This is a genomic window from Micromonospora sp. NPDC048839 (assembly GCF_040649915.1).
Classification (GTDB): Bacteria; Actinomycetota; Actinomycetes; order Mycobacteriales; family Micromonosporaceae; genus Micromonospora.
This window is the reverse complement of the sequence record NZ_JBEZGL010000021.1, coordinates 64,041-90,598: the sequence shown is the minus strand read 5'-3', so window position 1 is coordinate 90,598 and position 26,558 is coordinate 64,041. Positions and strand designations below refer to the sequence as shown.

The 26,558-nt window shown below is 71.3% G+C and carries 25 protein-coding genes, 2 tRNA genes and 1 pseudogene; 17 read left to right on the top strand and 11 right to left on the bottom strand.

Annotation, left to right across the window (positions count from 1 at the left end; genetic code table 11):
* Positions 1 to 87 precede the first annotated feature (87 nt).
* The 4 genes from AB0C25_RS30090 to AB0C25_RS30075 all read left to right on the top strand — a co-directional run bounded on the left by AB0C25_RS30090 (position 88) and on the right by AB0C25_RS30075 (position 4,048).
* Positions 88 to 3,096 carry a UPF0182 family protein gene (locus tag AB0C25_RS30090; RefSeq protein ID WP_357377535.1) on the top strand — a complete coding sequence of 1,003 codons (3,009 nt, stop codon included), beginning with the start codon at positions 88 to 90 and terminating at the stop codon, positions 3,094 to 3,096.
* A gap of 183 nt (positions 3,097 to 3,279) precedes the next feature.
* Positions 3,280 to 3,353, top strand: a tRNA-Met gene (locus tag AB0C25_RS30085).
* Positions 3,354 to 3,516: 163 nt separating this feature from the next.
* Positions 3,517 to 3,593, top strand: a tRNA-Met gene (locus tag AB0C25_RS30080).
* Positions 3,594 to 3,796: 203 nt separating this feature from the next.
* Positions 3,797 to 4,048: a hypothetical protein gene (locus AB0C25_RS30075; RefSeq protein WP_357377533.1), complete on the top strand. Its 252-nt coding sequence runs from the start codon at positions 3,797 to 3,799 to the stop codon at positions 4,046 to 4,048.
* Between the two features lie 63 nt (positions 4,049 to 4,111).
* On the opposite strand, the gene AB0C25_RS30070 is transcribed toward AB0C25_RS30075, so the two are convergent.
* Positions 4,112 to 5,443 carry an extracellular solute-binding protein gene (locus tag AB0C25_RS30070; protein ID WP_357377531.1) on the bottom strand — a complete coding sequence of 444 codons (1,332 nt, stop codon included), beginning with the start codon at positions 5,441 to 5,443 and terminating at the stop codon, positions 4,112 to 4,114.
* Positions 5,444 to 5,582: 139 nt separating this feature from the next.
* Between AB0C25_RS30070 and AB0C25_RS30065 the strand changes: the two genes are divergently transcribed.
* Entirely contained in the window at positions 5,583 to 6,416 is an 834-nt protein-coding gene (locus AB0C25_RS30065; protein WP_357377529.1) for a phosphoribosylaminoimidazolesuccinocarboxamide synthase, read from the top strand.
* A 185-nt stretch (positions 6,417 to 6,601) separates the two neighbouring features.
* Here AB0C25_RS30065 and glpK read toward each other — a convergent pair whose 3' ends face one another.
* Positions 6,602 to 8,086 (bottom strand): glycerol kinase GlpK, encoded by a 1,485-nt coding sequence (gene glpK, locus AB0C25_RS30060; RefSeq protein ID WP_357377526.1) that lies wholly within the window; start codon positions 8,084 to 8,086, stop codon positions 6,602 to 6,604.
* A 101-nt stretch (positions 8,087 to 8,187) separates the two neighbouring features.
* On the opposite strand from glpK, the gene AB0C25_RS30055 reads away from it, so the two are divergent.
* Positions 8,188 to 9,126 carry a ribose-phosphate pyrophosphokinase gene (locus tag AB0C25_RS30055; protein WP_357377524.1) on the top strand — a complete coding sequence of 313 codons (939 nt, stop codon included), beginning with the start codon at positions 8,188 to 8,190 and terminating at the stop codon, positions 9,124 to 9,126.
* A gap of 16 nt (positions 9,127 to 9,142) precedes the next feature.
* Here AB0C25_RS30055 and AB0C25_RS30050 read toward each other — a convergent pair whose 3' ends face one another.
* Entirely contained in the window at positions 9,143 to 9,598 is a 456-nt protein-coding gene (locus AB0C25_RS30050) for an ATP-binding protein (RefSeq protein WP_357377522.1), read from the bottom strand.
* A 119-nt stretch (positions 9,599 to 9,717) separates the two neighbouring features.
* Between AB0C25_RS30050 and AB0C25_RS30045 the strand changes: the two genes are divergently transcribed.
* Both AB0C25_RS30045 and AB0C25_RS30040 read left to right on the top strand, forming a co-directional pair.
* The gene (locus AB0C25_RS30045) at positions 9,718 to 10,857 is read left to right on the top strand and encodes a DUF5931 domain-containing protein (protein WP_357377520.1); all 1,140 of its coding nucleotides are present in this window, start codon (positions 9,718 to 9,720) and stop codon (positions 10,855 to 10,857) included.
* Positions 10,858 to 10,871: 14 nt separating this feature from the next.
* Entirely contained in the window at positions 10,872 to 11,525 is a 654-nt protein-coding gene (locus tag AB0C25_RS30040) for a response regulator transcription factor (RefSeq protein ID WP_357377611.1), read from the top strand.
* Between the two features lie 6 nt (positions 11,526 to 11,531).
* Here the strand turns inward: AB0C25_RS30040 and AB0C25_RS30035 are convergent, their stop codons facing one another.
* The 3 genes from AB0C25_RS30035 to AB0C25_RS30025 all read right to left on the bottom strand — a co-directional run bounded on the left by AB0C25_RS30035 (position 11,532) and on the right by AB0C25_RS30025 (position 14,014).
* Positions 11,532 to 12,104 (bottom strand): DUF5709 domain-containing protein, encoded by a 573-nt coding sequence (locus AB0C25_RS30035; RefSeq protein WP_112583682.1) that lies wholly within the window; start codon positions 12,102 to 12,104, stop codon positions 11,532 to 11,534.
* Between the two features lie 90 nt (positions 12,105 to 12,194).
* Entirely contained in the window at positions 12,195 to 12,956 is a 762-nt protein-coding gene (locus AB0C25_RS30030; RefSeq protein ID WP_357377518.1) for an ATP-binding protein, read from the bottom strand.
* A 59-nt stretch (positions 12,957 to 13,015) separates the two neighbouring features.
* Positions 13,016 to 14,014, bottom strand: a complete 999-nt coding sequence (locus AB0C25_RS30025) for an SDR family oxidoreductase (RefSeq protein WP_357377516.1) — start codon at positions 14,012 to 14,014, stop codon at positions 13,016 to 13,018.
* Between the two features lie 224 nt (positions 14,015 to 14,238).
* On the opposite strand from AB0C25_RS30025, the gene AB0C25_RS30020 reads away from it, so the two are divergent.
* The gene (locus AB0C25_RS30020) at positions 14,239 to 15,438 is read left to right on the top strand and encodes a glycosyltransferase (protein WP_357377514.1); all 1,200 of its coding nucleotides are present in this window, start codon (positions 14,239 to 14,241) and stop codon (positions 15,436 to 15,438) included.
* Here the strand turns inward: AB0C25_RS30020 and AB0C25_RS30015 are convergent.
* The 4 genes and pseudogenes from AB0C25_RS30015 to aroA all read right to left on the bottom strand — a co-directional run bounded on the left by AB0C25_RS30015 (position 15,396) and on the right by aroA (position 19,656).
* A pseudogene (locus tag AB0C25_RS30015) lies at positions 15,396 to 16,316 on the bottom strand (hypothetical protein). The gene AB0C25_RS30020 and the pseudogene AB0C25_RS30015 sit on opposite strands and share 43 nt — an antisense overlap.
* 59 nt (positions 16,317 to 16,375) lie before the next feature.
* Positions 16,376 to 17,194, bottom strand: coding sequence for a histidinol-phosphatase (gene hisN, locus AB0C25_RS30010; RefSeq protein ID WP_357377512.1), 819 nt, complete (start codon positions 17,192 to 17,194; stop codon positions 16,376 to 16,378).
* Positions 17,195 to 17,222: 28 nt separating this feature from the next.
* Entirely contained in the window at positions 17,223 to 18,233 is a 1,011-nt protein-coding gene (gene rsgA, locus AB0C25_RS30005) for a ribosome small subunit-dependent GTPase A (protein WP_357246681.1), read from the bottom strand.
* A 121-nt stretch (positions 18,234 to 18,354) separates the two neighbouring features.
* Positions 18,355 to 19,656, bottom strand: a complete 1,302-nt coding sequence (gene aroA / locus AB0C25_RS30000; RefSeq protein ID WP_357377510.1) for a 3-phosphoshikimate 1-carboxyvinyltransferase — start codon at positions 19,654 to 19,656, stop codon at positions 18,355 to 18,357.
* A gap of 102 nt (positions 19,657 to 19,758) precedes the next feature.
* On the opposite strand from aroA, the gene AB0C25_RS29995 reads away from it, so the two are divergent.
* From AB0C25_RS29995 to AB0C25_RS29965, 7 genes are all read left to right on the top strand, one after another.
* A complete protein-coding gene (locus tag AB0C25_RS29995; protein WP_357377508.1) occupies positions 19,759 to 20,469 on the top strand; it encodes an SOS response-associated peptidase in 711 nt (236 codons plus the stop codon).
* A gap of 200 nt (positions 20,470 to 20,669) precedes the next feature.
* Positions 20,670 to 21,062 carry a WhiB family transcriptional regulator gene (locus AB0C25_RS29990; RefSeq protein ID WP_357377506.1) on the top strand — a complete coding sequence of 131 codons (393 nt, stop codon included), beginning with the start codon at positions 20,670 to 20,672 and terminating at the stop codon, positions 21,060 to 21,062.
* A 52-nt stretch (positions 21,063 to 21,114) separates the two neighbouring features.
* Positions 21,115 to 21,732, top strand: a complete 618-nt coding sequence (locus AB0C25_RS29985) for an alpha/beta family hydrolase (protein WP_357377504.1) — start codon at positions 21,115 to 21,117, stop codon at positions 21,730 to 21,732.
* Between the two features lie 226 nt (positions 21,733 to 21,958).
* Entirely contained in the window at positions 21,959 to 22,783 is an 825-nt protein-coding gene (locus AB0C25_RS29980) for a sigma-70 family RNA polymerase sigma factor (RefSeq protein ID WP_357377502.1), read from the top strand.
* Between the two features lies 1 nt (position 22,784).
* The gene (gene rsrA / locus AB0C25_RS29975; RefSeq protein WP_030336658.1) at positions 22,785 to 23,072 is read left to right on the top strand and encodes a mycothiol system anti-sigma-R factor; all 288 of its coding nucleotides are present in this window, start codon (positions 22,785 to 22,787) and stop codon (positions 23,070 to 23,072) included.
* A gap of 424 nt (positions 23,073 to 23,496) precedes the next feature.
* On the top strand, positions 23,497 to 23,712 hold the full coding sequence (locus tag AB0C25_RS29970) for a biotin/lipoyl-binding carrier protein (RefSeq protein ID WP_357377500.1): 216 nt from the start codon (positions 23,497 to 23,499) through the stop codon (positions 23,710 to 23,712).
* A gap of 5 nt (positions 23,713 to 23,717) precedes the next feature.
* Positions 23,718 to 24,218 (top strand): GNAT family N-acetyltransferase, encoded by a 501-nt coding sequence (locus AB0C25_RS29965; protein ID WP_357377498.1) that lies wholly within the window; start codon positions 23,718 to 23,720, stop codon positions 24,216 to 24,218.
* A gap of 13 nt (positions 24,219 to 24,231) precedes the next feature.
* On the opposite strand, the gene AB0C25_RS29960 is transcribed toward AB0C25_RS29965, so the two are convergent.
* Positions 24,232 to 24,840 carry a helix-turn-helix domain-containing protein gene (locus tag AB0C25_RS29960; protein ID WP_357377496.1) on the bottom strand — a complete coding sequence of 203 codons (609 nt, stop codon included), beginning with the start codon at positions 24,838 to 24,840 and terminating at the stop codon, positions 24,232 to 24,234.
* Between the two features lie 112 nt (positions 24,841 to 24,952).
* Between AB0C25_RS29960 and AB0C25_RS29955 the strand changes: the two genes are divergently transcribed.
* Positions 24,953 to 26,542: an MDR family MFS transporter gene (locus AB0C25_RS29955; protein ID WP_357377494.1), complete on the top strand. Its 1,590-nt coding sequence runs from the start codon at positions 24,953 to 24,955 to the stop codon at positions 26,540 to 26,542.
* Positions 26,543 to 26,558 lie beyond the last annotated feature (16 nt).

Genomic DNA, 26,558 nt, shown 5'->3' with positions numbered 1-26,558 from the left:
CCGTGCCCCGACACGCTCAGGAACACCCCGTACTCTGGGTGCCTGGTCGGAGCCGATCACATCGAGCGTGCGGAGCCAACAGTGGTCATGCGTAGCAGCAGCCCCCTTCCGAGGATGAGCCGGCGCGGGCGCGTCACCATCTCCGTCCTGGTCGGGGTGTTCGTGCTCTTCACCCTGCTCGGCTGGGGTGTCCAGGCGTGGACGGACTGGCTGTGGTTCGACGAGGTCCGCTACACCGAGGTCTTCACCGATGTGCTGGTGACCCGACTGTTGCTCTTCCTCGCCGTCGGTCTCGGCATGGCGGTGGTCGTCGGTGGCAACCTGTGGCTGGCGCATCGGTTGCGCCCGCGGCTGCGTCCGCACTCGGTGGAGCAGGCGACGCTCGAGCGTTACCGGATGGCGCTCAGCCCGCGACTGGGCACCTGGATCGCGCTGACCGCCGCGGTGGTCGGGCTCTTCGCCGGCATCTCCGCACAGAACCGGTGGAGTCAGTGGCTGCTCTTCCGCAACGGCGGGGACTTCGGGGTGAAGGACCCGGAGTTCGGGGTGGACATCGGCTTCTACGTCTTCCAGTTGCCGTTCTGGCGTTACCTGCTCGGGGTCGCCTTCACCGCTGTGGTGCTGGCCGTGATCGGCGCGCTGGCGGTGCACTACCTCTTCGGTGGGGTCCGCCTGCAGGGCGTCGGCGACCGGATGAGCAACGCGGCCCGCGCGCACCTGAGCAGCCTGGTCGCGGTCTTCGTGCTGTTGAAGGCCGTCGCGTACGTGCTGGACCGGCGGGCGATGTTGCTGGAGTACAACGAGGGTGCCAAGTTGTACGGCGCCGGCTACGCCGACGTCAACGCGCTGCTGCCGGCGAAGGAGATCCTGGCGTACATCTCGATCGTGGTGGCGATCGCGATCGTCGTGTTCTCCAACGCCTGGATGCGCAATCTGGTCTGGCCGGGGATCTCGCTGGCGCTGCTCGGTGTGTCCGCGGTGGCCATCGGCGGCATCTACCCCTGGGCGGTGCAGACCTTCGAGGTCAAGCCGAGCGCCAAGGACAAGGAAGCGCCGTACATCCAGCGCAGCATCGACGCGACGCGAGCGGCGTTCGGGTTGGGGGCCACCGAGACGACGGCGTTCGCGGCGAACAACTCCACCCCACCGGCGAACCTGGCCACCGACACCTCGGTGGTGTCGAACGTGCGGCTGCTCGACCCGCAGTTGGTCAGTGAGACGTACACGCAGCTCCAGCAGGTGCGGGGCTTCTACGACTTCGGCCCCAAGTTGGACATCGATCGCTATGGGGTGAACGGGAAGGTCTCCGACTACGTGGTCGGCGTCCGGGAGATCAACTACGGCGAGTTGACCGACCAGCAGAACACCTGGATCAACCGGCACACCGTCTACACCCACGGGTACGGGCTGGTGGCCGCCCCGGCCAACCAGGTGGTCTGCGGCGGGCAGCCGTTCTTCGTGTCCGGCTTCCTCGGCGAGAAGACCCAGGAGGCGTGCTCCTCCCAGACCGAGCAGATCCCGGCCACGCAGCCGCGCATCTACTACGGCGAGCGGATGGCGGCCGACGACTACGCGATCGTCGGTCAGGCCGACCCGAACAAGAAGGCCGAGTTCGACAGGCCGGTCGGTGAGGGTGGCGGCGAGTCCTACACCTACACCGGTGAGGGCGGCGTGGAGATCGGTTCCTTCACCCGCCGGTTGCTGTACGCCATCAAGGAGCAGGAGTCGAACTTCCTGCTCTCCGAGGCGGTCAACAAGGACTCCAAGCTCCTCTACGTGCGGAACCCGCGGGACCGGGTGGAGAAGGTCGCGCCGTTCCTCACCCTGGACGGCGACCCGTACCCGGCGGTGGTCGACGGTCGGGTGCAGTGGATCGTCGACGGCTACACCACGGCGGCCACCTACCCGTACGCCGAGCGGGTCAACCTGCAGACCGAGACCACCGACGAGCTGACCAACCGGGGCACCTTCCAGCTGGCCCGGGAGAACGTCAACTACATGCGCAACTCGGTGAAGGCCACCGTCGACGCGTACGACGGCACCGTGAAGCTCTACGAGTACGACGACACCGACCCCGTGCTCAAGGCCTGGAACAAGGCGTTCGGCGGTGACCTGATCCAGCCGAAGGCGGACATCCCGGCCGCGCTGACCGAGCACCTGCGCTACCCGGCGGACATGTTCAAGGTGCAGCGCAACCTGCTCACCAAGTTCCACGTGACGAACCCGGGCGACTTCTACTCCGCACAGGACTTCTGGCAGGTGCCCAACGTGCCGGACTCTCCGGACAGCGGCCAGAAGCAGCCTCCGTATTACTTGTTCACGCAGTTCCCGGGGCAGGACAGCCCCCGGTTCCAGCTCACCGCCGCGGTCACCCCGAACGGCCGGCAGAACCTGGCCGCGCTGATCTCCGGGTCGTACGTCGGCGGGCAGCCCCGGCTGGAGGTGCTGGAGCTGCCGGATCAGACCCGGATCTCCGGCCCGGTGCAGGTGCACCAACAGATGACCAACAACGCCAACATTCGCCAGCAGCTCACCCTGCTCTCCAGCAACCAGGCGCAGGTGCAGTTCGGCAACCTGCTCTCGTTGCCCTTCGCCGACGGCATGCTCTACGTCGAGCCGGTCTATGTGAAGAGCAACCAGCAGGACGCGTACCCGCTGTTGCAGAAGGTGCTGGTCTCCTACGGTGACGGTGGCTCCTTCGTGGCGCTCGCCGACAACATCAACGACGGCATCAAGCAGCTGGTCGAGCAGGGTAAGAAGGCCGGGGGCGGCACGTCACCGCCCCCGACCACCGGGGGCAACCCGACGACGCCCACACCGACGCCGACGCCGAGCGGGACCGCCACGCCGACGCCGACGCCGAGCGCCAGCACCACGCCGCCGACCGGTGACCTGGCCGTCGCCGCGGACCGGGTGCAGACCGCGATCACCGAGGTACGGGCCGCGCAGACCTCGGGTGACTTCGAGCGGTACGGCCGTGCGCTCAAGACGCTGGACGAGGCGCTGACCGCGTTCCAGCAGGCGCAGCAGGCTGCCGGAGCACCCAGCGGCAGCGCCACACCGTCGGCGGGTGGCAGCCCGAGCGCGGGCGGCTGACCGCACTCGCCGGGCGTAACTCGCGGAGCCCCCGTCGTCGGACCATCCGGTCCTGGCGACGGGGGCTCCGCTGTCGTCGCGCGTCCGGGCCTGGCTTGACCGATAGGTGCCGGGCCGCGATCCGGCGGATTCGGATGTCGTTTTGCGGCACCCGGGGGTGGTGCGCTACGGTTAGCAAGTCGACGCGGGGTGGAGCAGCTCGGTAGCTCGCTGGGCTCATAACCCAGAGGTCGCAGGTTCAAATCCTGTCCCCGCTACGAGAAACATCGAAAGCCCGTTTCCGGTTTCGCCGGAGGCGGGCTTTCGACTTTCCCCGACGTTTGCGGCTGCTCGGAAAGTCGAGCGAAAGCCCGCTCGCTGGCGTCAGCGGTGACCCCGCTGATCATCGCCGAACGGGATGGGTTAAGGTTAACCAGTCGACGCGGGGTGGAGCAGCTCGGTAGCTCGCTGGGCTCATAACCCAGAGGTCGCAGGTTCAAATCCTGTCCCCGCTACCACCGGCAGTGCAACAGGTCCGGCCCCCCATCAGTGGGGGCCGGACCTGTTTTTTGTGGCCGCCGACCTGAGTAAGGCCGCCGGGTGCCGGCCCCACCCGCCAATCTGGAACGTTGCGTCCGGTCGGGATGCTCCCGGACGGCTTCGTGCCAGGTTCGGCGCGGACCGACGTGCCGAGTTTGCGTCAGTCGGCGAGGATGGGCACATGTCTTCATTCGGTAAGTGGTGGGGCCGGCTCAGCGCGGTCCTCGGTGCGGCCGTACTGGCGGTCTTCGTGCCCGTCGCGGCCTGGGCGTCCACGGGCGCCGGCGAGGTGGTGGTCGAGGCCGCCCGACGGCGGTCCCGTGGCGGCGGCTTCGGCATTCTCGGCCTGCTCTGCTGCCTGGTGGTGGTCGGGATCATCGTGTTCCTGGTGCTGCGTCTGACCCGCAACCGTCGGAACGGTCCGCCGCGCTGACCCCGGACGGCCCGTCCCGATCGGTTGGTCGACGGCGGCGGGCCGTGGACCGGCCGCCGGTGGTCACGCCGCCAGTGCGGCGTTGGCCTGGGCGATGAAACGGGAGGCGGCCGCCCGGGTGCCGGCCCGCCTGACGCGGATGCTCTCCGCGGTGGCGACCAGCAGGGTCCGTACCCTGGCGTGCCCCTTCGGGGGTGGCGCCGGGGCCGGCCCGAGCTGGTCGGCGATGGCCGCACCGAACGCGGCGGCCCGCTGCTGGGCCGGCTCGGTGATGCTGCCCTCGGCGTAGCGGCGCACGGCGAGACTGGCGTTCAGGCCACGTTCGTGGCCGAGGACGGTGCCGGCCTCGCCGTTCGTGGTCAGGAAGTTGATCACGTCGGTGACGGTGTCCGGGTGGCGGGTGCCCCGGAACGCTGCCCAGAACATCGACGCGCGCGCCCACTGCGCGCCGGTCGGCCCCGGCAAGCCGACAATGCCCAGCTCGGCCTCGGTGAGCCGCTGCAACTCGGGCAGTTGGTGGGACCACGCGAACGACGCGGCGGTCAACCCGGTCACCACCAGTTGCCGGGACGGCTCGCCGCTGTCGGCCTGCTCGACAAGCGCCGCACCCGGGGTGGCCCGCCCCTTGCGGGCCCGCTGCCACAGCTCGAACCAGGCGATCAGCTGCTCCACGCCGAAACCGAGCTGCTTGCCCCGGTAGAGTTCGCCGCCCTGCGACCGCAGCCAGAGCCAGAGCGCCCGGTAGTCACCGGACCCGTCCATGGCGCCGGCCACCTGGCCGTCGCTGGCCTCGGTGACCTGTTCCGCCCAGGAGACGTACTCGGCCCAGCTCATTCCGGCGCGTGGCTCCGGTACCCGCAGCTCCCGCAGCAGGTCCCGGTTGAAGACCACACCCGGGTGGGTCTGCCCGGCGGCCACCGCCATCGTCCGCCCCTCCACCGTGCCGTAGCGGATCAGGCCCTCCGGCAGGCCCCGCAGATCGAGGCGATGGTCGCTGACCCGGTCGGTGAGGTCGAGAATGATCTGGCGTTGCGCGTACTCGGTCAGCACCGTGTCGTCGATCTGGATCAGGTCCGGTACGTTGCCGCCGGCCGCCTGGGTGGCCAGTCGCTCGTAGTAGCCATCGGCGCCCTGCCAGGTCACGCGGAAGGTGACCCGGGGGTTGCGCTCCGAGTAGAGCCGCAGCACCTTCTCGGTCAGCTCGGCACGCCTGGTGCCACCCCACCAGAACACCGACAGCTCGACCGGCCCGTCGTCGGTCGAGGTGGCGGCGCCGTCGCTGCATCCGGCCAGCCCGCCGGACGCGAGCAGGGGAGCACCGAGCAGCGCGGTGAGCAGTCGGCGCCGGCCCGGGTCGGCGCCGAGGCGGTCGATCGGGGGTGGAACAACGGGCACGGGGGTCTCCTGGACCTGCGAGGGCGGCGGTCGGACCATTCACGCAGGGAGCGCACGAAGGTGTCAACGTCCGTCCGGTCACCCCCCGGCGCGGGTGGTCGAATCAGGCGTTCCGATCCCGCGTGGTGTACTAGGGCGCGTGGAACTTCTGCACTCGGGCAAGGTCCGGGACGTGTACGCCGACGGCGACGACCTGATCCTGGTCGCCTCGGACCGCATCTCGATCTACGACGTGGCGCTGCCGACGCCGATCCCGGACAAGGGTCGCCTGCTCACCGCACTCTCGCTGTGGTGGTTCGAGCAGCTCGCCGACCTGGTGCCGAACCACGTCATCTCGGCCACCGACGTGCCCGCCGAGTTCGCCGGGCGGGCGATCCGTTGCCAGCGGCTGGACATGCTCCCGGTCGAGTGCGTCGCTCGCGGCTACCTCACCGGCGGCGGCCTGCGGGAGTACGAGCAGACCGGCGCCGTCTCCGGCGTGGCGCTGCCCCGGGGGCTGGGTGAGGCGTCGATCCTGCCCGAGCCGATCTTCACGCCGTCAAGCAAGGCACCGATGGGTGAACACGACGAACCCATCACGTACGACGACGTGGTGGACAAGGTGGGCCAGGCCACCGCCGAACGGCTGCGGCAGATCACCATCGACGTCTACCGGCGCGGCGCGGAGCTGGCCGCCGACCGGGGCATCCTGATCGCCGACACCAAGATCGAGTTGGGCTGGGCGCCGGACGGCACCCTGGTCCTGGGCGACGAGCTGCTCACCTCCGACTCGTCGCGGTTCTGGCCAGCCGAGTCGTACCAGCCGGGCCGCGTGCAGTTCTCCTACGACAAGCAGTACGTGCGGGACTGGGCCACCGGCGGCGGCTGGGACAAGCAGCCCCCGGCGCCGGACGTGCCGGACGAGGTGGTCGAGGCGACCCGCGCCCGTTACGTCGAGGTCTACGAGAAGCTGACCGGCAACCGCTGGAGCTGAGCGCGTTACCGCCGTCCGCCGCCCCCTGCGTCACTGTTGGACGCCCTTTGCTCTGCTTCAACCAAGGCAACACCGACGGCATGTTTTCGGTGCGCCCGTTGAAGCAGAGCAAAGGACGCGCACCTGGCGCGGCCCTCCTCCGGTCCTCACGACAGCCGGCGAGAGTCAGGACGTCGGCACGGGACTTACTCCACCCAGTCCAGGGTGCGCTGCACGGCCTTGCGCCACTGGCCCAGCTCCTGCTCGCGCAGCTCCGGGGCCATCGCCGGCTCCCACTGCGCGTCGGAGCGCCACTGCGCCCGCAGGGTGGCCAGATCCGGCCAGAAGCCGACCGCCAGACCGGCCGCGTACGCGGCGCCCAGGCAGGTGGTCTCGGTGATCCGGGACCGGACCACCGGCACGTCGAGCACGTCCGCGAGGAACTGCATGAGCAGGCCGTTGGCGGTCATCCCACCGTCCACCCGGAGTCGGCGCAGCGCCACATCGGAGTCGGCGTCCATCGCGTCGACCACCTCGCGGGTCTGCCACGCCGAGGCCTCCAGCACCGCCCGCGCCAGGTGCCCCTTGGTGATGTAACCGGTCAGGCCGGCGATGACGCCCCGCGCGTCGCTGCGCCAGTGCGGAGCGAACAGCCCGGAGAACGCCGGCACCACGTAGCAGCCACCGTTGTCGTCCACGGTACGGGCCAGGTCCTCCACCTCGGCGGCCGTGGAGATCAGCCCGAGGTTGTCCCGTAGCCACTGCACCAGCGAGCCGGTGACGGCGATCGCGCCCTCCAGGGCGTACGCCGGGGGTTGGTCCTTGATCCGGTAGGCGACGGTGGTGAGCAGGCCGTGTGTCGACGGGACCGGGGTGGCCCCGGTGTTGAGCAGCAGGAAGCTCCCGGTGCCGTAGGTGCACTTCGCCTCGCCCGGCTGGAAGCAGGTCTGCCCGAACAGGGCGGCCTGCTGGTCGCCGAGCGCGCTGGCCACCGGCACCCCGGCGAGCACGCCGCTGGCGGTGCCGTACACCTCGGCGGAGCAGCGGATCTCCGGCAGCATCGCCGCCGGCACACCCATCGCGTCCAGCAGCTCCGGCGCCCAGTCCAGGGTGGTGAGATCCATCAGCATGGTCCGGCTGGCGTTCGTCACGTCGGTGACGTGCGCGCCGGTCAACTTCCAGATCAGCCAGCTGTCCATGGTGCCGAAGAGCACCTCGTCGCGCTCCGCGCGCTCGCGCAGGCCGTCGACCTCGTCGAGCAGCCAGCGCAGCTTCGGCCCGGCGAAGTAGGTGGCCAGCGGCAGGCCCGTCCGGACCCGGAACCGCTCCTCGCCGTACGCCGAAGCCAGTTCGCGCAGCAGCGGCCCGGTCCGGGTGTCCTGCCAGACGATGGCGTTGGCCACCGGGCGGCCGGTGGCCCGGTCCCAGACGACAGTGGTCTCCCGCTGGTTGGTGATGCCGACGGCGGCCAGCCCGGTCGCGTCGGTGCCGGCAGCCCGCAGCGCCTCGGCGACGACCTGCTGGACGTTGTCCCAGATCTCCTCGGCGTCGTGTTCCACCCAGCCGGGTCGGGGGAAGATCTGCCGGTGTTCCCGCTGGGCGACGGCGACGATGTCCCCGGCGTAGTCGAAGACGATGCACCGCGAGGAGGTGGTGCCCTGGTCGATGGCGGCGACGTACTGGGGGGTCACCGCAGCACCGTACCCAAAGCGCAGCGTGGTGCGACAGGCGTCACGGCCGGTTACGGCCCACCGCCGGTCGCCGGCCGCCGCTTCGCCTACGATGTGCGAACGTGCGCGACATCGCCGTTTTCAGTGGAACCGCCCATCCCGACCTGGCCGCCGAGATCTGTGCCCACCTCGGGGTACCGCTGCACCCGGTGCGGGTGTCCCGATTCGCCAACGACTGTCTCGAAGTGCAGTTGCAGGCCAACTGCCGGGAGCGGGACGTCTTCCTGATCCAGCCGCTGGTGCCGCCCGTGCAGGAGAACCTGGTCGAGCTGCTGTTGATGATCGACGCCGCCCGGGGTGCCTCGGCCGGCCGGATCACCGTTGTGCTGCCGCACTACGCGTACGCCCGTTCGGACAAGAAGGACGCGCCGCGCATCTCGATCGGTGCCCGGCTCGTCGCGGACCTGCTCACGTCGGCCGGGGCGGACCGGGTGCTCGCGATGACGCTGCACTCGCCGCAGGTGCACGGCTTCTTCAGCGTTCCCGTGGATCACCTGCACGCGTTGCGTGAGCTGGCCAACCACTTCCGGCGCTACGACCTGAGCAACACCGTGGTGGTCTCACCCGACCTGGGCAACGCCAAGGAGGCGGCGGCCTTCGCCCGGCTGCTCGGCACGCCGGTCGCGGCCGGGGCGAAGCAGCGGTTCAGCGACGACCTGGTCACGATCAGCGCGGTGATCGGCGAGGTGACCGATCGGGACGTCATCGTGTTGGATGACGAGATCGCCAAGGGCAGCACCGTGATCGAGTTGATGGAGCACCTGCGCGGCCTGAAGGTCCGCTCGATCCGGCTCGCCTGCACGCACGGGCTCTTCTCCGGTGACGCGTTGCAGCGGCTCAGCGACCAGGAGGGCGTCCTGGAGATCGTCTGCACCAACACGGTTCCCATCCCGGCCGCGAAGCGGATCCCCGAGTTGCAGGTGCTGTCGGTGGCCCCGGCCCTGGCCGAGGCGATGCGCCGGATCCACAACGGGGAGTCCGTCTCCGCGCTGTTCGCCTGACCCGGCGGGGGCGGGATCAGCTCGGGGTGTGGTCGTGCTGGACGAGGCTCGTGGTGACGCGGACGGTGGTGCCGGCGGTGCTGGTGACGACCTCCATGTCGTCGGTCAGCTCGCGGGCCAGCCAGAGCCCCCAGCCGCCGGCGGTGTCCGTGGTCGGCCGACTGCGGTCGCCCAGCCGCTGCGGGCTGATCCCGTGCCCGTGATCGGCGACCTCGCAGACCAGCAGTTCCGCCTCGTGCCAGAGCCGGAGCCAGCCGCGTCCGCCGCCGTGCCGCACCGCGTTGGTGATCAACTCGTTGATCGCGAGCACGAAATCGTCGAGCCGTTGGCCGGCGAGCCCGCAAGCGTGCGCGCAGGAGGTGACCGAGTGTCGAATCTCGGTCACCTGGGCCTGGTCGAAGGCGTCGGCGATCAGGAGGGCAGGTTCGATGGGCACAACCGTACGCGGTGCGTGCGGATCTGCGTTCGTCATGGGCCCGTCCCGGCGGCGCATCTCGGAGTATTTCGCGGCTTTTCCACCGTACGTCAGGGTTTCCCGAACCGCACTCGCTGCTCGCCGTGCTACCTGTCGGATGTGGCATCGTGACGGCCATGCCGTCGCCGCCAGGTGGATTCGAGGTGCCGCTGTGGCGTGCGCTCGCGGTGTTCAGGCTGGCGTCCCTGGCGTACGTCTGCGCGCTCGCGGTGCGCGACGCCGACCGGTACGCCCACCCGTACGCCGTCGGCGCCCTGGTCCTCGTGATGATCACCTGGACCGGGGCGACCGCGCTCGCGTACGCCCGACCGGCCTGGCGGCGCTGGCCGCTGCTGCTGGCCGATCTCGGACTGGTGCTGGCCGTCGTGCTGGCCACCCCGTGGGTGGTCGGGCGGACGGCGCTCACCCACGGCGTACCCACCATGGGGGTCGCCTGGATGGCCGGCCCGGTGCTGGCCTGGGCCGTCTCCGGCGGCCGACGGCGGGGCACGATCGCCGCGCTGCTGGTTGCCGGCGCGGACCTGGCCACCCGGGAGCGGATCGGCCAGTCCTCGTTCACCGGGGTGATCCTCATGCTGCTCGCCGGGGTGGTGGTCGGGCACGTGGCCCGTCTCGCGGCGGGCGCCGAGGAACGACTGCAACGTGCGGTGGAGCTGGAGGCCGCCACCCGCGAGCGGGAACGACTGGCCCGGGGGATCCACGACTCGGTGCTCCAGGTGCTGGCGCTGGTCCAGCGGCGGGGCGCTGACCTGCCCGGCGAGGCCGGCGAGCTGGCCCGGCTGGCCGGCGAGCAGGAGGCCGCGTTGCGGGCGCTGATCGCCGGCGCCGGTCCGGCCCCCGGTGTGGCCCTGGACGGACCCGACGCCGCCGCGGTGGACCTGCGGACCCTGCTCGGCCGGTACGCCTCGTCGGCGGTGGCGCTCTCCGCCCCGGCCACCCCGGTGCCGCTGCCACGCCGGGTGGCCGGAGAGTTGGCCGCCGCGACCGGCGCGGCGCTGGACAACGTGGGGCGGCACGCCGGCGGACGGGCCTGGGTGCTGATCGAGGACGAGGGGGAGACGGTGACGGTGTCGATCCGCGACGAGGGGCCGGGCATCCCGGACGGCCGACTGGCCGAGGCCGCCGCTCAGGGCCGCCTCGGCGTGACCCAGTCGATCCGGGGTCGGGTGGTCGAGTTGGGCGGGACCGTGCGGATCGCATCCGCCCCCGAGGCGGGCACCGAGATCGAGCTGACCGTGCCGAGGACACAGCGGTGAACGCGACCCGGGTGATGGTGGTCGACGACCATCCGATGTGGCGGGAGGGCGTGGCCCGCGACCTGACCGAGGCTGGATTCCTGGTGGTGGCGACGAGCGGCGAGGGGCGACAGGCCATCCGGGTGGCCGCCGCCGCCCGACCCGACGTGGTCGTCCTCGACCTGCAACTGCCGGACATCTCCGGCGTCGAGGTGATCCTGGGGCTGCGCGCGGCACTGCCCGACGTGCGGGTGCTGATGCTCAGCGCCAGTGGCGAACAGCAGAGCGTGCTGGACGCGGTCAAGGCCGGGGCCACCGGATACCTGGTCAAGTCGACGGCCCCCGCGGAGTTTCTCGACGCGGTCCGCCGCACCGCGGCCGGCAACGCGGTCTTCACCCCCGGCCTCGCCGGGCTCGTCCTCGGCGAGTACCGCCGGCTGGCCGCCGGGCCGGGGCAGGACCCCGACCCGGCCGGCGGCGCGGAACCGGCGACGCCCCGGCTCACCGACCGGGAGACCGAGGTGCTGCGGCTGGTGGCGAAGGGGATGTCGTACAAGCAGATCGCGCAGCGACTCGGACTGTCGCACCGCACGGTGCAGAACCACGTGCAGAACACCCTGGGCAAGCTGCAACTGCACAACCGGGTCGAGCTGACCCGGTACGCCATCGAACGCGGCCTGGACGACTGACCACGGTCAGACCGAGCGCGGCGGCTCCGTCTCGTGGATGGCCAACTCCTCGGCGGTCGCCCCGCCGCCGGCGGAACCGGCGTCGTACGCCACCGAGTCGGTCTCCTGGTCGGTGTGCGACCCCTCGTCCGGCTCGACCAGCCGACCCACCGTGGCGTCGGCCACCGTGCCGAGCTGACCGTGGTCGTAGAGGGAGACCGGCGAGTTCGGATCCGAGGTGGGTCCCGGGTCCATCACGTCGGCGTCCAGCTGTGCCTCCGCGGCGGCTTCCAGGTTGTCCGCCTCGAAGGCGATCTTCGGGTCGATCGTTCCGGCCAGCGGGTCGTCCGCCGGGCGCTCGTAGACCTCGCGGTCGAGCTTGTAGTCCAACGACTCGCCGTCGAGCTGCTCCTCGGCCGTCGTCCCGAACCGGTCCACCGCCACCGGCGTACGGTCGCCGGGGAGTTGGGCCGGGTCCGGGCCGTCCGCCTCACGGCCGGTGAGGACGTCGTCGTTGGCGGTCGAGTCGTCATCGGCGGTGTCGGGCAGACCTTGCGCCTCGGTGTCGGACACGGGGGTCGGGTACTCGTTGTCGCGCATGTCTGATCACTACCCGCTGCCCTCCCGCCATAACCGGAGCACCCGAGGCTGTGCCGTGGTCGAAAGCGGCACCGGAGGCGATAGGCCGCATCAGCTGAGGTGTGCGACCTCGTCCTCCGGGTGCAGCACGCACCACACGACCTTGCCATCGGGTAGGGCGCTGCTGCCCCAACGACGCGCCACCGTGTCGATCAGCAGCAGCCCCCGGCCGCCGACCCGGTTCGGCGGGGACAACCCGGCGAACGTCGGCCGACGCGCCGAGTAGTCGCGCACCGCCAGGTGCAGGGTGTCGTCCTGGGGGGCCAGCCGTACCGTCATCGGGGTCCCTGCGTGCGCCACCACGTTGTTCACCATTTCGGTGATCGCGATGCTGGCCGGGTCGATCAGCATCTCCATGCCCCAGCGTCGGCAGCCGGTGGTGACCAGGTCGCGGGCCTGCCGGGCGGCTCCCACCTCCGGGGTCAGTTCGGCGGTGAGCACCGCCGCCAGCGGCGCCACCGCGACCGAGGCCAACGCCCCGTCCACCGTCGGCCAGGCCGGCACGCCGGCCACCATCGTCGGCCGGGGCCGTGCCCCGGCGTCCACCTGCCCGGGCCGGTCGACCGCCGGGTCGCACAGCAGCAGATCCACGGCGGGCCAGTCGGCGACCTCGCGGCGAACGTCGGCGAACACGGCCCGCCCGACCGGGTCCGCGACCCGCAGCCCGGTCACGTCCGCCACCACCGGGCCCGGTCGGTCCCAGAGACAGGCGAGCAGCGCGCCGCGTACCGCCTCGGCTCCGGCGGCGTCAAGCGTCCCGGTCAGCCGGACCACCGCCGACGAATCGTCGATCTCCACCAGACAGCTCGACATGATCGCCCCATTGTGCGCGTCGATGACCGTTCGCGCATTCGGGCGCTCGATGCCGGTCATCAGGGCGCCAACCGGGATCGACGATTGATCGCCGCCATGGTGCCGACTGCGGTGCCGGCGGCGGCGAGACCGAACGCGGCGCTCATCCGCACCAGCTGGCGTCGTCGACCGTGCCAGCCGCCGTCCCGGTGGGCCTGCCCGTCGGCGTCGAAGACGTTGCCGCTGCTGTCCACCCGCGCGCCCGGGCCGAACTGTGCGCGGTGGGCGTACCAGCCGAGGGCGCGCTCCACGAGCGCGGGCGCCAGCCGCCACTGCAGGCCGAGCAGGCGGCCCGCGCCGCCGGCGTACGCCTCGCGCCGGGGCCGACGCAGCACCCGGACGATGGTCTCGGCGACCACCTCCGGTGGGTAGATCGGGGGCGGTGGCATCAGTTCCCGACCGCTGTGGTTGGCCGCGTGTCGGAAGAACGGGGTGTCGATGGTGGCCGGCAGCACCGTGCAGACGGAGATCTGACCGCGACCGGTGACCCGCAACTCCTGTCGGACCGTGTCGGCCAGCCCGCGGATGCCGTGCTTGGTGGCGTTGTACGCCGACTGGTACGGCATGGCCACCTCGGCCAGCACCGAGGCGTTGTTGACCAGGACGCCGCCTCCGGCCGCGCCGAGGTACGGAAGCGCGGCCTTGATGCCGTGCACGGCGCCGAGCAGGTTGACCTCCACCACCCGACGGAACTCGGCGATCGGGATCTCGTCGAACAGACCCACCACGCCCACCCCGGCGTTGTTCACCCAGGCGTCGATGCGACCGAACTCGGCCGCCGCCCGTTCGGCCAGCCGCTGCACCGACTCCAGATGGGTCACGTCGGTCGGTACGACAAGCGCCCGGCCGCCCAACTCCTGGCAGCGCAGCGCGACCTGGCGGAGGGCCGCCTCGCTGCGGGCGGCCAGCACGACGGCGGCACCCCGGCGGGCCAACGCGTACGCGGTAGCCGTGCCGATCCCGCTGGACGCGCCGGTGATCACCACGGTGGAGTCGTCGAGGCTGCGGGTCAGCGGCATTCCTGAGCGGTACCCCCGCCCGGGCCTGGTCATGCCACGTATCGATTGTCGATCTTCGGGGGATCGGCGTGTCGTGTGGTCAATGTGATTGCCGTGGCGCAAGCGTCGGCGGCACTCGCGGGCACTGTTCCCGATCTGCCAGGTTTCGACTCCCGCTCCCGAGGTTAATGGGACGCTCTGAACGGGAGGACCACTGCCGAGGAAAGATCGCAGGGAGGTGACCCATGCGCGTCGGCCTCGTCTGCGCGCACGCCAGCTCATACCGCCACGCCGACGGCCCACCGGTCGGCACCCGGCAACACATCGCACGGGTCGCCGCCGAGTTGGCGGAGCGAGGCCACGACGTACGGCTGTACGAGCGCCGGGACGACCCCGGCCTGCCGGCGACCGTCGACGTCGACGGCTACCAGGTGCTCCAGGTGCCCGCCGGCCCGCCCACCCCACTACCCACCGCGAAACTCATCCCGCACGTGACGGAGTTCGGCCGCTGGTTGGCCGACTCGTGGTCCGGCGCCTGGCGGCCCGAGGTGGTGCACGGGCACTACTGGGTCGGTGGCCTGGCCGCCGCACACGCCGTTCGGGAGACCGACATCCCGGTGGTGCAGACGTTCCACTCGCTCGGCGTCGAGCAGGCACGCCACCTGGGCGGCCACTACGACGGGCCGGGGGAGCGGATCACGCTGGAACGCGCCCTGACCCGGGCCGTCGACATCGCCGTCGCCCAGTCGAACGACGAGGTCGACGAGCTGACCCGGATGGGCCTGCAACGCAGCTCGGTCGCGTTGGTGCCGGCCGGGGTGGACATCGAGCAGTTCCAGCCCGACGGCGAGGCGGCGCCGCGCGAACAGCGGTCCCGCATCCTCTCGGTCGGCTCGCTGTCCCCCGGACACGGTCAGGAGGACCTGATCCGGGCGATGCGACTGGTCGGTGACGCCGAGCTGGTGATCGCCGGTGGGCCGCCGGCCGACCAACTGACCAACCATGCCGAGGCGCGGCGACTGCGCGAACTGGCCGAGCAGGTCGGCGTCGTCGACCAGGTACGGCTCGTCGGAGCGGTGCCGCACGACCAGATGGCCACCTGGTACCGCTCGGCGGACGTGGTCGCCTGCACGCCGCACTACTCCTCCGCGGGGCGGGTCTCGCTGGAGGCGATGGCCTGCGGGGTGCCGGTGATCGGGTACGCGATGGGCGGCCTGGCGGACGCCGTCGTCGACGAGGTCACCGGCCGCCTGGTGCCCCCCGGCGACGTGCGGGCGCTCGGCGTCTCGCTGCGCCGGCTGCTCGCCGACAACGCCGGCCGGTTCGCCTACGGGCACGCCGCGGTGGACCGGGTGCGCAGCAGCTACACCTGGGAGCGCACCGCCGGCGCGTTGGAGCGCCTCTACGAGCGGGTGGTGAGTCGCCGCAAGCCGGTCGAGGCCTGAGAGGGGTCGGGCGGCCCGGTGCCTCAGCCGGACCGCCCGACGACGACCATGGCCTGGTCGCGACGCCGTGCCACCGCGCGTTGCTGCTGCGGCTCGGCGTACCGGGTCAGCCCGATCACCGCGGCCAGGGTGACCAGGAAACCGGCCGCGGCCAGCCACTCCCGGCCCGGCCAGATCTTGTCGTTGAGCAGCAGCAGGCCGACGATCGCGGCCGGCACCGCACCGGCGGCGTCCATCGCGGCGACCGCGGCGGTCGTCGAACCGCGCTGCATGGCCAACCCCAGCAGCAACTGGCCGACGATCGAGTGGGCGATCAGCAGATAGAACAGCGGGTGGGAGAGGAACGCCTCGGCGGACGACGCGGACGCCAGGGGCCGGGCGGCGACCGCCGCCGAGCTGAACGCCAACCCGGCCAGCGAGCCGAGAGCCACCGAGCCGGGTGCCCCGCGCAGCCGGACGGCGAAGACGCCGAGCACCGCGATGACGCCGAGCGCCACCAGCAGGGCGATCGAGCCAGCGGTGCCGAGCTGCTTCGACGGGGCCGGCCGGGCGGACAGCACCAACGCCGTGATCCCGGCGAAGAGCAGGACCAGCAGCACCACCTCCGCCACCGGCAGCCGCCACTTCAGCACCAGCACGCCGAGGATGGCGGTCACCCCGAGCCCGGCCGCGACGCTCGCCTGCACCAGGAACAGCGGCAGGTCCCGGCGGGCCAGGAAGGCCAGCACGAACCCGCCGATCTGGCAGCCCAGGCCGATCAGGTACGTCCGGTGCCCGGCGAGACGCAGCAGCAGGCCCGGATCGAAGGTGTGGTGGACCGTGGTGCGGGCCGCGGCCACCGACTGGAGGAGGTTGGCGAAGCCGTACGCGACGATCATCGCCGCGAGAAAACACCAACCGGAGGAGACCACCTGGCGAGGATAGAGGTTGACGCGGGTCAGCGCTCGGCTGGCCGATCGAGGCGGCTGAGGATGTCGGCGTGCAGCACCCCGTTGGTGGCCACCACGCTGCTGTCGGTGCCCGGAGCGCCGGCCGGAGCCGGCCGACCGGACAGATCCGTGACCGTGCCACCTGCCTCGGTGATGATCGGCACCAGCGCCGCCACGTCCCACAGGGACAGCTCCGGTTCGACCATCACGTCCAGTGCACCCTCGGCCAGCAGCATGTAGCCGTAGAAGTCGCCGTACGCCCGACTGCGCCACGTGGCCCGCATCAGGTCCAACATCGCGTCGAGCCGCCCGGCGCGCTCCCACCCGTCGAGCGACGAGTAGCAGAAACTGGCATCCGCGATCCCGTGCACCGCGGACACCCCGATCCGCTCGCCGGCGGCGGGGCCGGGGCCGGCGTACGCGCCCGCGCCCGCGCTCGCCCACCAGCGCCGGCCCAGCGCCGGTGCGGACACCACGCCGACCGCCGGCCGGTCACCGTCGTAGAGCGCGATCAGGGAGGCCCAGACCGGCACTCCCCGGACGAAGTTCTTGGTGCCGTCGATCGGGTCGATGATCCACCGGCGGCCGTTCGGGTCGGCGGACGGCTGCGCGCCGTACTCCTCGCCGAGCAGCCCGTCGGTCGGCCGCTGTTCGGCCAGCAGGGCGCGGATCTCCCGCTCCACGGCGGTGTCCGCGTCCGAGACCGGAGTCAGGTCGGGCTTCGCCTCCACCCGCAGGTCGAGCGCGCGGAACCGGGCCATGGCGATGGCGTCGGCCCGGTCGGCGAGCAGGTGGGCAAGGGCGAGGTCATCGGCGTACCCGGTCATGCCGGCAACCTAGCCGACGCCCCTCGGCTCACTCGTCGGGCCCGCGCCGGTCACCCTCGCCGGGTCCGCGCTGGTCGCTCTCGCCGCGCGAGTCACCCTCGCCGGCCCGGGAGGCGAGCAACCGGCGGTACGAGGCCAGCCGGCGCGGGTCGGCCTTGCCGGCGGCCACCCAGGCGTCCAGCCCGCAGGCGGCCTCGTCGGCCGTGTGCTGGCAGTTGGGCGGGCAGTCGACGGTGCCCTCGACCAGGTCCGGGAAGCCGTGCAGCAGGCTGTCGGCCGAGACGTGCGCCAGCCCGAAACTGCGGATCCCGGGGGTGTCGATGATCCAGCCGGGGTCGGTGTCGACGCCGGGTACCGGTGGCAACCGCAGCGCCACCGCACTGGTGGAGGTGTGCCGGCCCCGGCCGATCGCGCTGACCACACCGACCGCGCGCAGCGCGTCCGGGACGAGGCGGTTGACGAGTGTCGACTTGCCCACCCCGGAGTGCCCGACCAGCACCGACACCTTGCCGCTGAGCAGCGCGCGGAGCGCGCCCAGGTCGGAGTCGGGACGGTTGAGCACGTACGGAAGCTCCAACTCGGTGTAGTAGCCGAGCACCTCCTCCGGCCCGGCCAGGTCGGCCTTGGTGAGGCAGAGCAGCGGCTCGACGTCCGCGTCGTACGCGGCCACCAGGCAGCGGTCGATGAACCCGGTGCGCGGCGGCGGGTCGGCAAGCGCGCTGACGATCACCAGCTGGTCGGCGTTGGCCACCACCACCCGTTCCAGCCGGCCCTCGGCGGTGGTCTCGTCGTCGTCGGCGGTGCGGCGCAGCACCGAGCGGCGCTCGGCGATCCGGACGATCCGGGCGAGAGCGCCCTCCGCGCCGGAGGTGTCCCCGACCAGGCTGACCCGGTCGCCCACCACCACCGACTTGCGGCCCAGCTCACGGGCGCGCATCGCGGTCACCGTGGGCAGCTCGGCCCCCACCACGCCGCGCTCGGCACCGGCCAGCACGCACTGGTAGCGCCCCCGGTCGACGGCGATGACGAAGCCGTCCACCGCGTCGTTGTGCTGGGGGCGGGTGCGCGTACGCGGACGCGACGACTTTCCGGGCCGGACCCGTACGTCGTCCTCGTCGTACTCCCGCCGCTTGGTCGCCAGGACCTGTCCTCTTCTCGCGTCAGCTCTTGCCGGTCACCATCGCTGACCATAGTGCCGGGAACTCGGGCATGGTCTTGGAGGTACACCCCACGTCGTCCACCTCGATGCCGGGAACGGCCAACCCGGCCACCGCGGCGGCGTGCGCCATGCGGTGGTCGTGGTAGGTGCGGAAGGTCCCGCCGCGCAGTGGACGGGGTCGGATCTCCAGCCCGTCCGGCGCTTCGGTGATGTCCGCCCCGAGGGCGGTGAACTCGGCCGCGAGCGCGCTCAGGCGGTCGGTCTCGTGGCCCCGGATGTGCCCGACGCCGGTGAACACCGACGGCGAGTCGGCGAGCATGGCCAGCGCGGTCAGCGCCGGGGTCAGCTCGCTGACGTCGGAGAGGTCGGCGGTCAGGCCGTGCACCACGCCGGTGCCCCGCACGGTCAGCCCGGCGGTGGAGAGGGTGACCTCGCCGCCCATCCGGTGCAACAACGAACGGAGTTGCTCGACCGGTTGGGCACTGCTGTGCGGCCAGCCCTGCAAGGTCACCTCGCCACCGGTGACCAGGGCGGCGGCGAAGAACGGCACCGCGCCGGAGAGGTCTGGTTCGATCTCCCAGCCGCGCCCGGTGAGCGGGCCGGGCTCGACGGTCCACACGTCGGGGGTGCTGTCGTCGACGGCCGCGCCGGCGGCCCGCAGCATCCGCACCGTCATCCGCAGGTGCGGTGCGGAGGGCACCGGTGGGCCGACGTGGCGCACCACCACACCCCTGTCGAAGCGCGGAGCGGCCAGCAACAACGCGGAGACGAACTGGCTGGACACGGACGCGTCGATCACCACCTCCCCACCGGTGACCCCACCGCTGCCGAACACGGTAAGCGGCAGGCTGCCCGTGCCGGTGACGTCGATCCGGACACCCAGCGAGCGCAGTGCGCCGACCAGCGGGCCGAGCGGCCGGGTGCGAGCGTAGGGGTCGCCGTCGAAGGTGACCGGCCCGTCGGCCAGCCCGGCCACGGGCGGCACGAACCGCATCACGGTGCCGGCCAGGCCGACGTCGACGTGGGCGGGGCCGACCAGCGGGTGCGGCCGGACCAACCAGCGCTCGTCGTCGCTGATCGACACGTGCGCGCCCATCGCGCGCAGGCCGGCGGCCATCAACTCGGTGTCGCGGGCTCGCAGCGGCTCGGCAAGCGTCGACGGTCCGGCGGCCAACGTGCTGAGCACCAGGGCGCGCGCGGTCATCGATTTGGACCCGGGCAGGCGCAGCGTCGCCGCCACCGGGTTGGACGCGGTCGGTGCGCTCCACGGCTGTGGCGGCCGGGTCGCCGTCAGATTCCCCACGGTTACATTCTGCCGCGTCGACCGCCCGATGGCGGGAGCCGGTGGTCGTACTCCCGGTTGGCGGGACAGCCGACGGGGCTCCGACGCGTTAGCGTGTGGTCCATGTGCGGCAGGTACGCGACGACCAGGAGTTCCGGGGAGCTGAGCGGGCTGTTCGAGTCGTCCGACGACACCGACGGCCTGCTCCGACCGGATCACAACGTCGCGCCGACCGACCCGGTGCCGCTGGTCCGGGTCAGCCCCGAGGGGCACCGCAGCCTCTGCGTCGGTCGCTGGGGTCTGCTGCCGCACTGGTCCCGCTCTCCCGCCGGGGCGGCCCGCATGATCAACGCGCGGGCCGAGACGGTGGCCACCAGTCGGGCGTACGCCGGGTCGTTCGCCCGTCGCCGCTGCCTGATCCCGGCGGACGGCTGGTACGAGTGGGTCCGTCGGCCCGACGGTGGGCGACAGGCCTACTACATGACGCCCAGCGATGGTTCCGTGCTCGCCCTGGCCGGCATCTGGTCGGTCTGGCAGTCCGAGGCCGAGACCCGGCTCACCTTCAGCGTGCTGACCACCGCGGCGCTTGGCGAGCTGGCCGAGGTGCACGACCGGATGCCGGTGCTGCTGTCGTCCGAGCAGTGGTCGTCGTGGTTGGCGCCGACCGACGAGCCGGAGCGGTTGCTGACCCCGGCGTCGGCGGAGTGGCTCGCCGGGTTGGAAATCCGGCCGGTCGGGGCGGCGGTGGGCGACGTCCGCAATGACGGGCCGCAACTGACCGCCCGGGTGCCGGTGGAGCCATCGGTGCGACCGCAGGAGCTGACCCTGTTCTGAGACCGACCGCCGCGCATCGTCAAGCGCCGATTTGCCAGGGTTGCGCGCGATTCGTCTCCTGGCCGTTCAGTCATGTTCCCGGCAGACCCTTGTCTCGGCCTTGTGAAGTGCGATAGAACACAGCGCCGGTAGTGGCTGTCGATTCGCACGGGGCGGACGACGTCCACCGATCTTGCCGGTCCCACGGGGGAGGTGGGTGGATGACACGGGCGCGTATGCCTCGCCCGCACGAGGTTGCTGCGGCGCGGCGAGATCCGCGACTGCTGAAGGCCGTGCGGGAACGGCGACAGGACGACGCGTGGCGCACCAGAGGCACATGCCAGAGCGTCGATCCGGAGACGTTCTTTCCGGCACCGAACGAACCGGCGGACGCCGCCGTCGCACTGTGCCGCAGTTGCGACGTGCAGGGGTCCTGCCTGGCCTGGGCGCTGGACGTTGGTGACTGCCACGGCGTGTGGGGTGCCACGACACCCCGCGAGCGGCGGGCGATGCTTGTCGCCTGGCGTGGCGAGGTCGAGCCGGACCCGGACGCCGTCGATGACGCCGGCCCGCCGGTACGGGATCGGCTACTCACTTTGGTCCCGTTGAGCTGATCGGCTCACCCGGCCCGCACCCGTCGCCGGTCCGGCGGCGCAGAATGGGTCGGTGCTGCCCAGCGACGAGATCAACACACCGCGTGGTTCGGCGCGGATCGACACCGACCTGCCGTCCCGCCCGGCCACCGCCCTGCTCGTGCTCGGGCACGGCGCGGGCGGCAGCGTCGATGCCCCTGACCTGCTCGCGGTCCGGGACGCGGCGGTCGCGGCCGGGCTGGTGGTGGCGCGGGTGACCCAGCCCTACCGGGTCGCCGGTCGACGTGCGCCGGCCCCGGCGGGTCAGCTCGACGAGGCCTGGACGGCGGTGCTCGCCGTGCTGCGCGAGCGGCACGCCGACGTGCCGACGATTCTGGTCGGTGGCCGTTCCAGTGGCGCTCGGGTGGCCTGCCGTACGGCCCGTGCGGTGGGTGCGGCAGGTGTGGTCGCCTTGGCCTTTCCGCTGCACCCACCCGGGCGGCCGGAGCGCTCCCGGGCCGCTGAGCTGGACACCGGCCTGCCGACGCTTGTCGTCAACGGTGACCGGGACCCGTTCGGGACACCGGAGCCGGGGCCGACCGTGCAGGTGGTGAGTCGTCCCGGGGAGACGCACGACCTGCGGCGGGATCCGGCCGGCACCGCTGACCTCGTCCGGGTCTGGTTGCGCGCCCAGGGCTGGGCGCCCACCTGATCCCGGCTCGCCGGGGCGACCGTTTCCGGTGCCGGGCGCGGGTCGTTGCATCCGATGGTGCCGCCGGCCCGATCCGGACCGGTGACACCAGTCCTCCCAGGCCCTTCCTGGTCCCAGCGCCGGCCGCCGTCGGGGCCGGGACCAGGAACGGGAGGCCAGCCGGAATGCCCCAGTGGTCATCTCGCGTTACTAACCCCGGAAGACTTTTCTGCGAGGGGGGTGACCGGTGCCGACCGAGACACGAAGCCTGGAACGGGACGAGCGGGACGCCCGGCAGCTGAGGCGGCTGCTGGATGGCCCGGAGTGGCCCGCGACGGCGGGACCGGGCGGGGCGGGTGCGGTGAGCACCGGCACACCGGCGGGAAGTGAATCTGCGGGCAGGTCCGTGCGCGTATCCTCGGCGGGAAAGCATCCGACGCGAGGGGATGTGCGGTTGACCACCGAGAAGACGGACGAGCGCAGGGCCCGATTCGAGCGGGACGCGATGCCATTCGTCGATCAGCTCTACGCTGCTGGGCTGCGGATGACACGCAACCCGGCGGATGCCGAGGACCTGGTCCAGGAGACGTACCTGAAGGCGTACGCGGCCTTCCACCAGTTCGAGCAGGGCACGAACCTGAAGGCCTGGCTCTACCGGATCCTGACCAACACCTACATCAACTCCTACCGCAAGCGGCAGCGCCAGCCGATCCAGGCGCCCACCGAGGAGATCACCGACTGGCAGCTCGCCGAGGCCGAGTCGCACACCTCCAGTGGGTTGCGCTCCGCCGAGACCGAGGCACTGGACCGGCTGCCGGACAGCGACGTCAAGGAGGCCCTCCAGCAGTTGCCGGAGGAGTTCCGCCTGGCTGTCTACCTCACCGATGTCGAGGGTTTCTCCTACAAGGAGGTCGCCGACATCATGGGTACGCCGATCGGCACGGTGATGTCGCGTCTGCACCGGGGCCGTCGTAATCTGCGCAAGTTGCTTGAGCGCTACGCCGGGGAGCGGGGCTTCAGTGCGGCCCGCTCGTCCAAGGGCTCGACCGCTGCCGCCGGCCGGGAGGTGTGACGTGAGCTGTGGGGAGCCGCACGAGACGGATTGCCGCGAGGTGCTCGCGGAGGTTTACCTCTACCTGGATCTGGAGTGCGCCGACGAGCGACGCTCGCTGATCCGGCACCACCTGGACGAGTGTGGGCCGTGCCTGCGTGAGTACGGGCTCGAGCAGGAGGTACGGGCGTTGGTGGCTCGGTGCTGCGGCAACGAGACCGCCCCGGACGAGCTGCGCGAGCGGCTGCGGGTCAAGCTCACCGAGCTGGTGGTCTTCGAGACCAGTGATTCCCGCGAGTTGGCCGACTGAGCTTCGGCGTAGCACGGCGCAAGACCGGTGGCCCGGGTCGTTGTCGACCCGGGCCACCGGTGTACCCGGCGTCGGCCGGGTCGAGCTGATCGGTGACGGGCCGCCGGCCCGTCGACCCGTTCAGGAGTTGGGACGCTTGCCGTGGTTCGCGGCGCTCTTCTTACGAGCCTTCTTCTTGCGGGACTTCTTCGCCATGCTGACCTCCTCGTGATGGGGGCGGATCCGTGCTGCCCACGACCTCGGCGTCGGTGCACCCACCGACGGCCCGGCATCGGGTCCGACCCGCTGATGGTAGTGCGGTCGACACCTGCCGCCTTTCCCCGGGGCGGGTGCGTCATCCCGGCCGTGCCGCTGCGCGCCCACCGGCGGACGTCGCATGATTGGATACGTCGGCAGGCACATCGCGAAAAGGGAGGGCCCGGACATGGCCGAGGAGATCCGCGCCGAGATGGTGGCGAACGTCTGGAAGGTCGTCGTCACGGCAGGTGACACCGTGGCCGAGGGCGACACCCTGGTGATCCTCGAGTCGATGAAGATGGAGATCCCCGTCCTCGCCGAGTCCGACGGTGTGCTCGAGCAGCTCGCGGTGCACGAGGGTGACGTCGTGCAGGACGGTGACCTCATCGCGGTGATTGCTTGAGTGGGATGCGGGTCCGTCCGGCCGGGCCGGCCGACTTCCCGGCGGTCGCGCGGTTGACCGTGGCGGCGTACGAGGCGGACGGCCAGCTCAAGGGCGAACACGGGTACGGCGAGGTGCTGGCCGACGTGTCGACCCGGGCCGTCAGCGGTGAGGTGCTGGTCGCGGTCGACGAGGTGACCGAGGCGGTGCTCGGCTCGGTGACCTTCGTGCTGCCGGGCACCCCGTTCGCCGAGCTGTCCGGGCCGGGCGAGGCGGAGTTCCGGATGCTCGCGGTCGACCCGGGCGCTCAGGGTCGGGGTGTCGGCGCGGCGCTGGCGCAGGCGTGCGTGGCACGTGCCGTCGAGTTGGGCTGCACGGCGGTGGTGATCTGCGTCCGGGCCGGGATGGCCGATTCGGCGCACCGGCTCTACTCGCGGCTCGGGTTCGTCCGCGCACCGGAGAAGGACTGGGCTCCGGCGGTGGGCGTCGACCTGCTCGGTCTGCGGCTGGTCCTGACGCGCGGCTGAGCCGCCCGACCGATCAGCGCGGGCCGGCGGTGGGTCCGTCGTGGTCGCTCGCGTCGGGTTCGGTGCCGATGGCGGCCAGCAGTTCGTCGGCCACCTCCAGGGCGAGCTTGCGGCGTTCGTCGTCGCTGATGTGCGGCGCGCGGACGGCGAACCAGCTCGTGTGCACCGCGAAGATCGACAGTGCGGCACGCAGTTGGGCGGCGGGGGACTCGTCGCCCCGGCACAGCGCGTCGGCCAGGTCCAACATCCGACCGCGCATCTGTTGGCCGGCGGAGAGACTCTTGAGCGCGGTCTGGTTCTGCTCGAAGAAACGCATCACCGACGGCTGCGCGCCGTCGAACATCGTGTCCGCGTAGCGGGAGATCAGCTCGCGGCGGGTGGCCAGCGTGGCGGGCTGCGTCGCGGCCCAGGCGTTCAGCTCGTCCATCCGGTCCAGCCGGTCCTCGACGAAGCTGGCGACGATGTCGTCCTTGCTCTTGAAGTGGTAGTAGAGCGCGGCCTTGGTGACGTTGAGGCGCTCGGCGATCTCCCGCAGCGAGGTCTTCTCGTACCCCTGCTCGGTGAAGAGTTCGAGCGCGACGGCCTTGATCCGCTCCCGCGTCCCGCCTGTGCTCTCCCTCACTCACGCACTCCTAATCGCTTGACCGTGGCTTCCTACCCAACTTACCGTGCGGCTAGTAAGGTGACTAGCCGGGCGGCAAGTAAGTACGACATTCCTCGGGGGGAGCTTACCTATGACTCAAGCAACACAGGCCGGCGTACGACCCAACAACATCCGGGTCGTGCTGTTCGGGCTGATGATCGCGATGATGCTCGCGATGCTCGACAACATGATCGTCAGCACCGCGTTACCGCGGATCGTCGGCGAGTTCGGCGGCCTCAACCACTTCACCTGGGTGGTTACCGCGTACGTCCTGGGCACCACCGTCTCCACCCCGATCTGGGGCAAGCTCGGTGACCTCTACGGCCGTAAGTCGGTCTTCCTGACCTCGGTCATCATCTTCCTCGTCGGCTCCGCCCTCTGCGGCATGGCCGGCTCCGGGATGCTCGGCGGCCCGCAGGACGGCATGGTCCAGCTCATCGCCTTCCGTGCCGTGCAGGGCCTCGGCGCCGGTGGGCTCATGGTCGGCGTGATGGCGATCATCGGTGACCTGGTTCCGCCCCGCGAGCGTGGGCGCTACCAGGGCATGATCGCCGGCATCATGGCCATCGCCATGGTCGCCGGTCCGCTGGCCGGTGGCTTCATCACCGACCACCTCTCCTGGCGGTGGGCGTTCTACGTGAACCTGCCGCTGGGCGGGATCGCGCTGCTCGTGTTGATCACCACGATGCACCTGCCGAAGTACCGCACCGAGCACCGGATCGACTGGCTCGGCGCCGGGCTGCTCTCGGTCGGCATCACCGCGATCGTGCTCATCACCACCTGGGGCGGCAACGAGTACGACTGGACGTCGCCGCAGATCCTCGGCCTGGCCGTACTGAGCGTGCTCGCGTTGGCGGCGTTCGGCCTGGTGGAGCGCCGGGTCCAGGAGCCCATCCTGCCGTTGGCGCTCTTCGCGAACCGCAACTTCGCGCTGATCTCGGTGATCGGCTTCCTGCTCGGCTTCGCGATGTTCGGCGCGATGAACTTCCTGCCGCTCTACCAGCAGACCGTGCAGGGGGCGTCGGCGACCAACAGTGGTCTGCTGCTGCTGCCCCTGATGTTCGGCATGCTCGTCGTCTCGCTGGTCATCGGGCGGGCGATCACCCGCAACGGCAGGTACCGGGCGTACCCGATCATCGGTGGCGTCGCGATGACCGCGGGCATGGCGCTGCTGTCGATGCTCGACACCAACACCAGCAAGCTGATGTCGTCGCTGTACATGGTCGTGCTCGGCGTCGGCATGGGCTTCCTGATGCAGACGACGATGCTGATCGCGCAGAACAGCGTCGAGCAGAAGGATCTCGGCGCGGCCAGTGGCGCGGCGACGTTCTTCCGGTCGATCGGCGGCTCGTTCGGCATCTCGCTGTTCGGCGCGATCTTCGCCAACCGGCTGGCCAGCTCCGAGGGCGGTCGAGCCTTCGGCGGCGAGTCCGGTGGTGCCGGGATGGACCTGGAGAAGCTCAAGGACCTGCCCGCCCAGGCGCGTGAGCTGGTGCTCGGTGGTCTCTCCGACGCGATCTCGCACGTGTTCCTCTGGGCGGTGGTGTTCACCATCGCGATCCCGGTGCTCGCCTGGTTCATCAAGGAGATCCCGCTGCGCACCGCCAACGAGGCGCCGCCGCAGGCCACTCCGGAGGAGGAGGCCGAGATCGCCCTCGGCAAGGCAGCCCCGGTCGCCTGACCCGCACCCTTCCCCC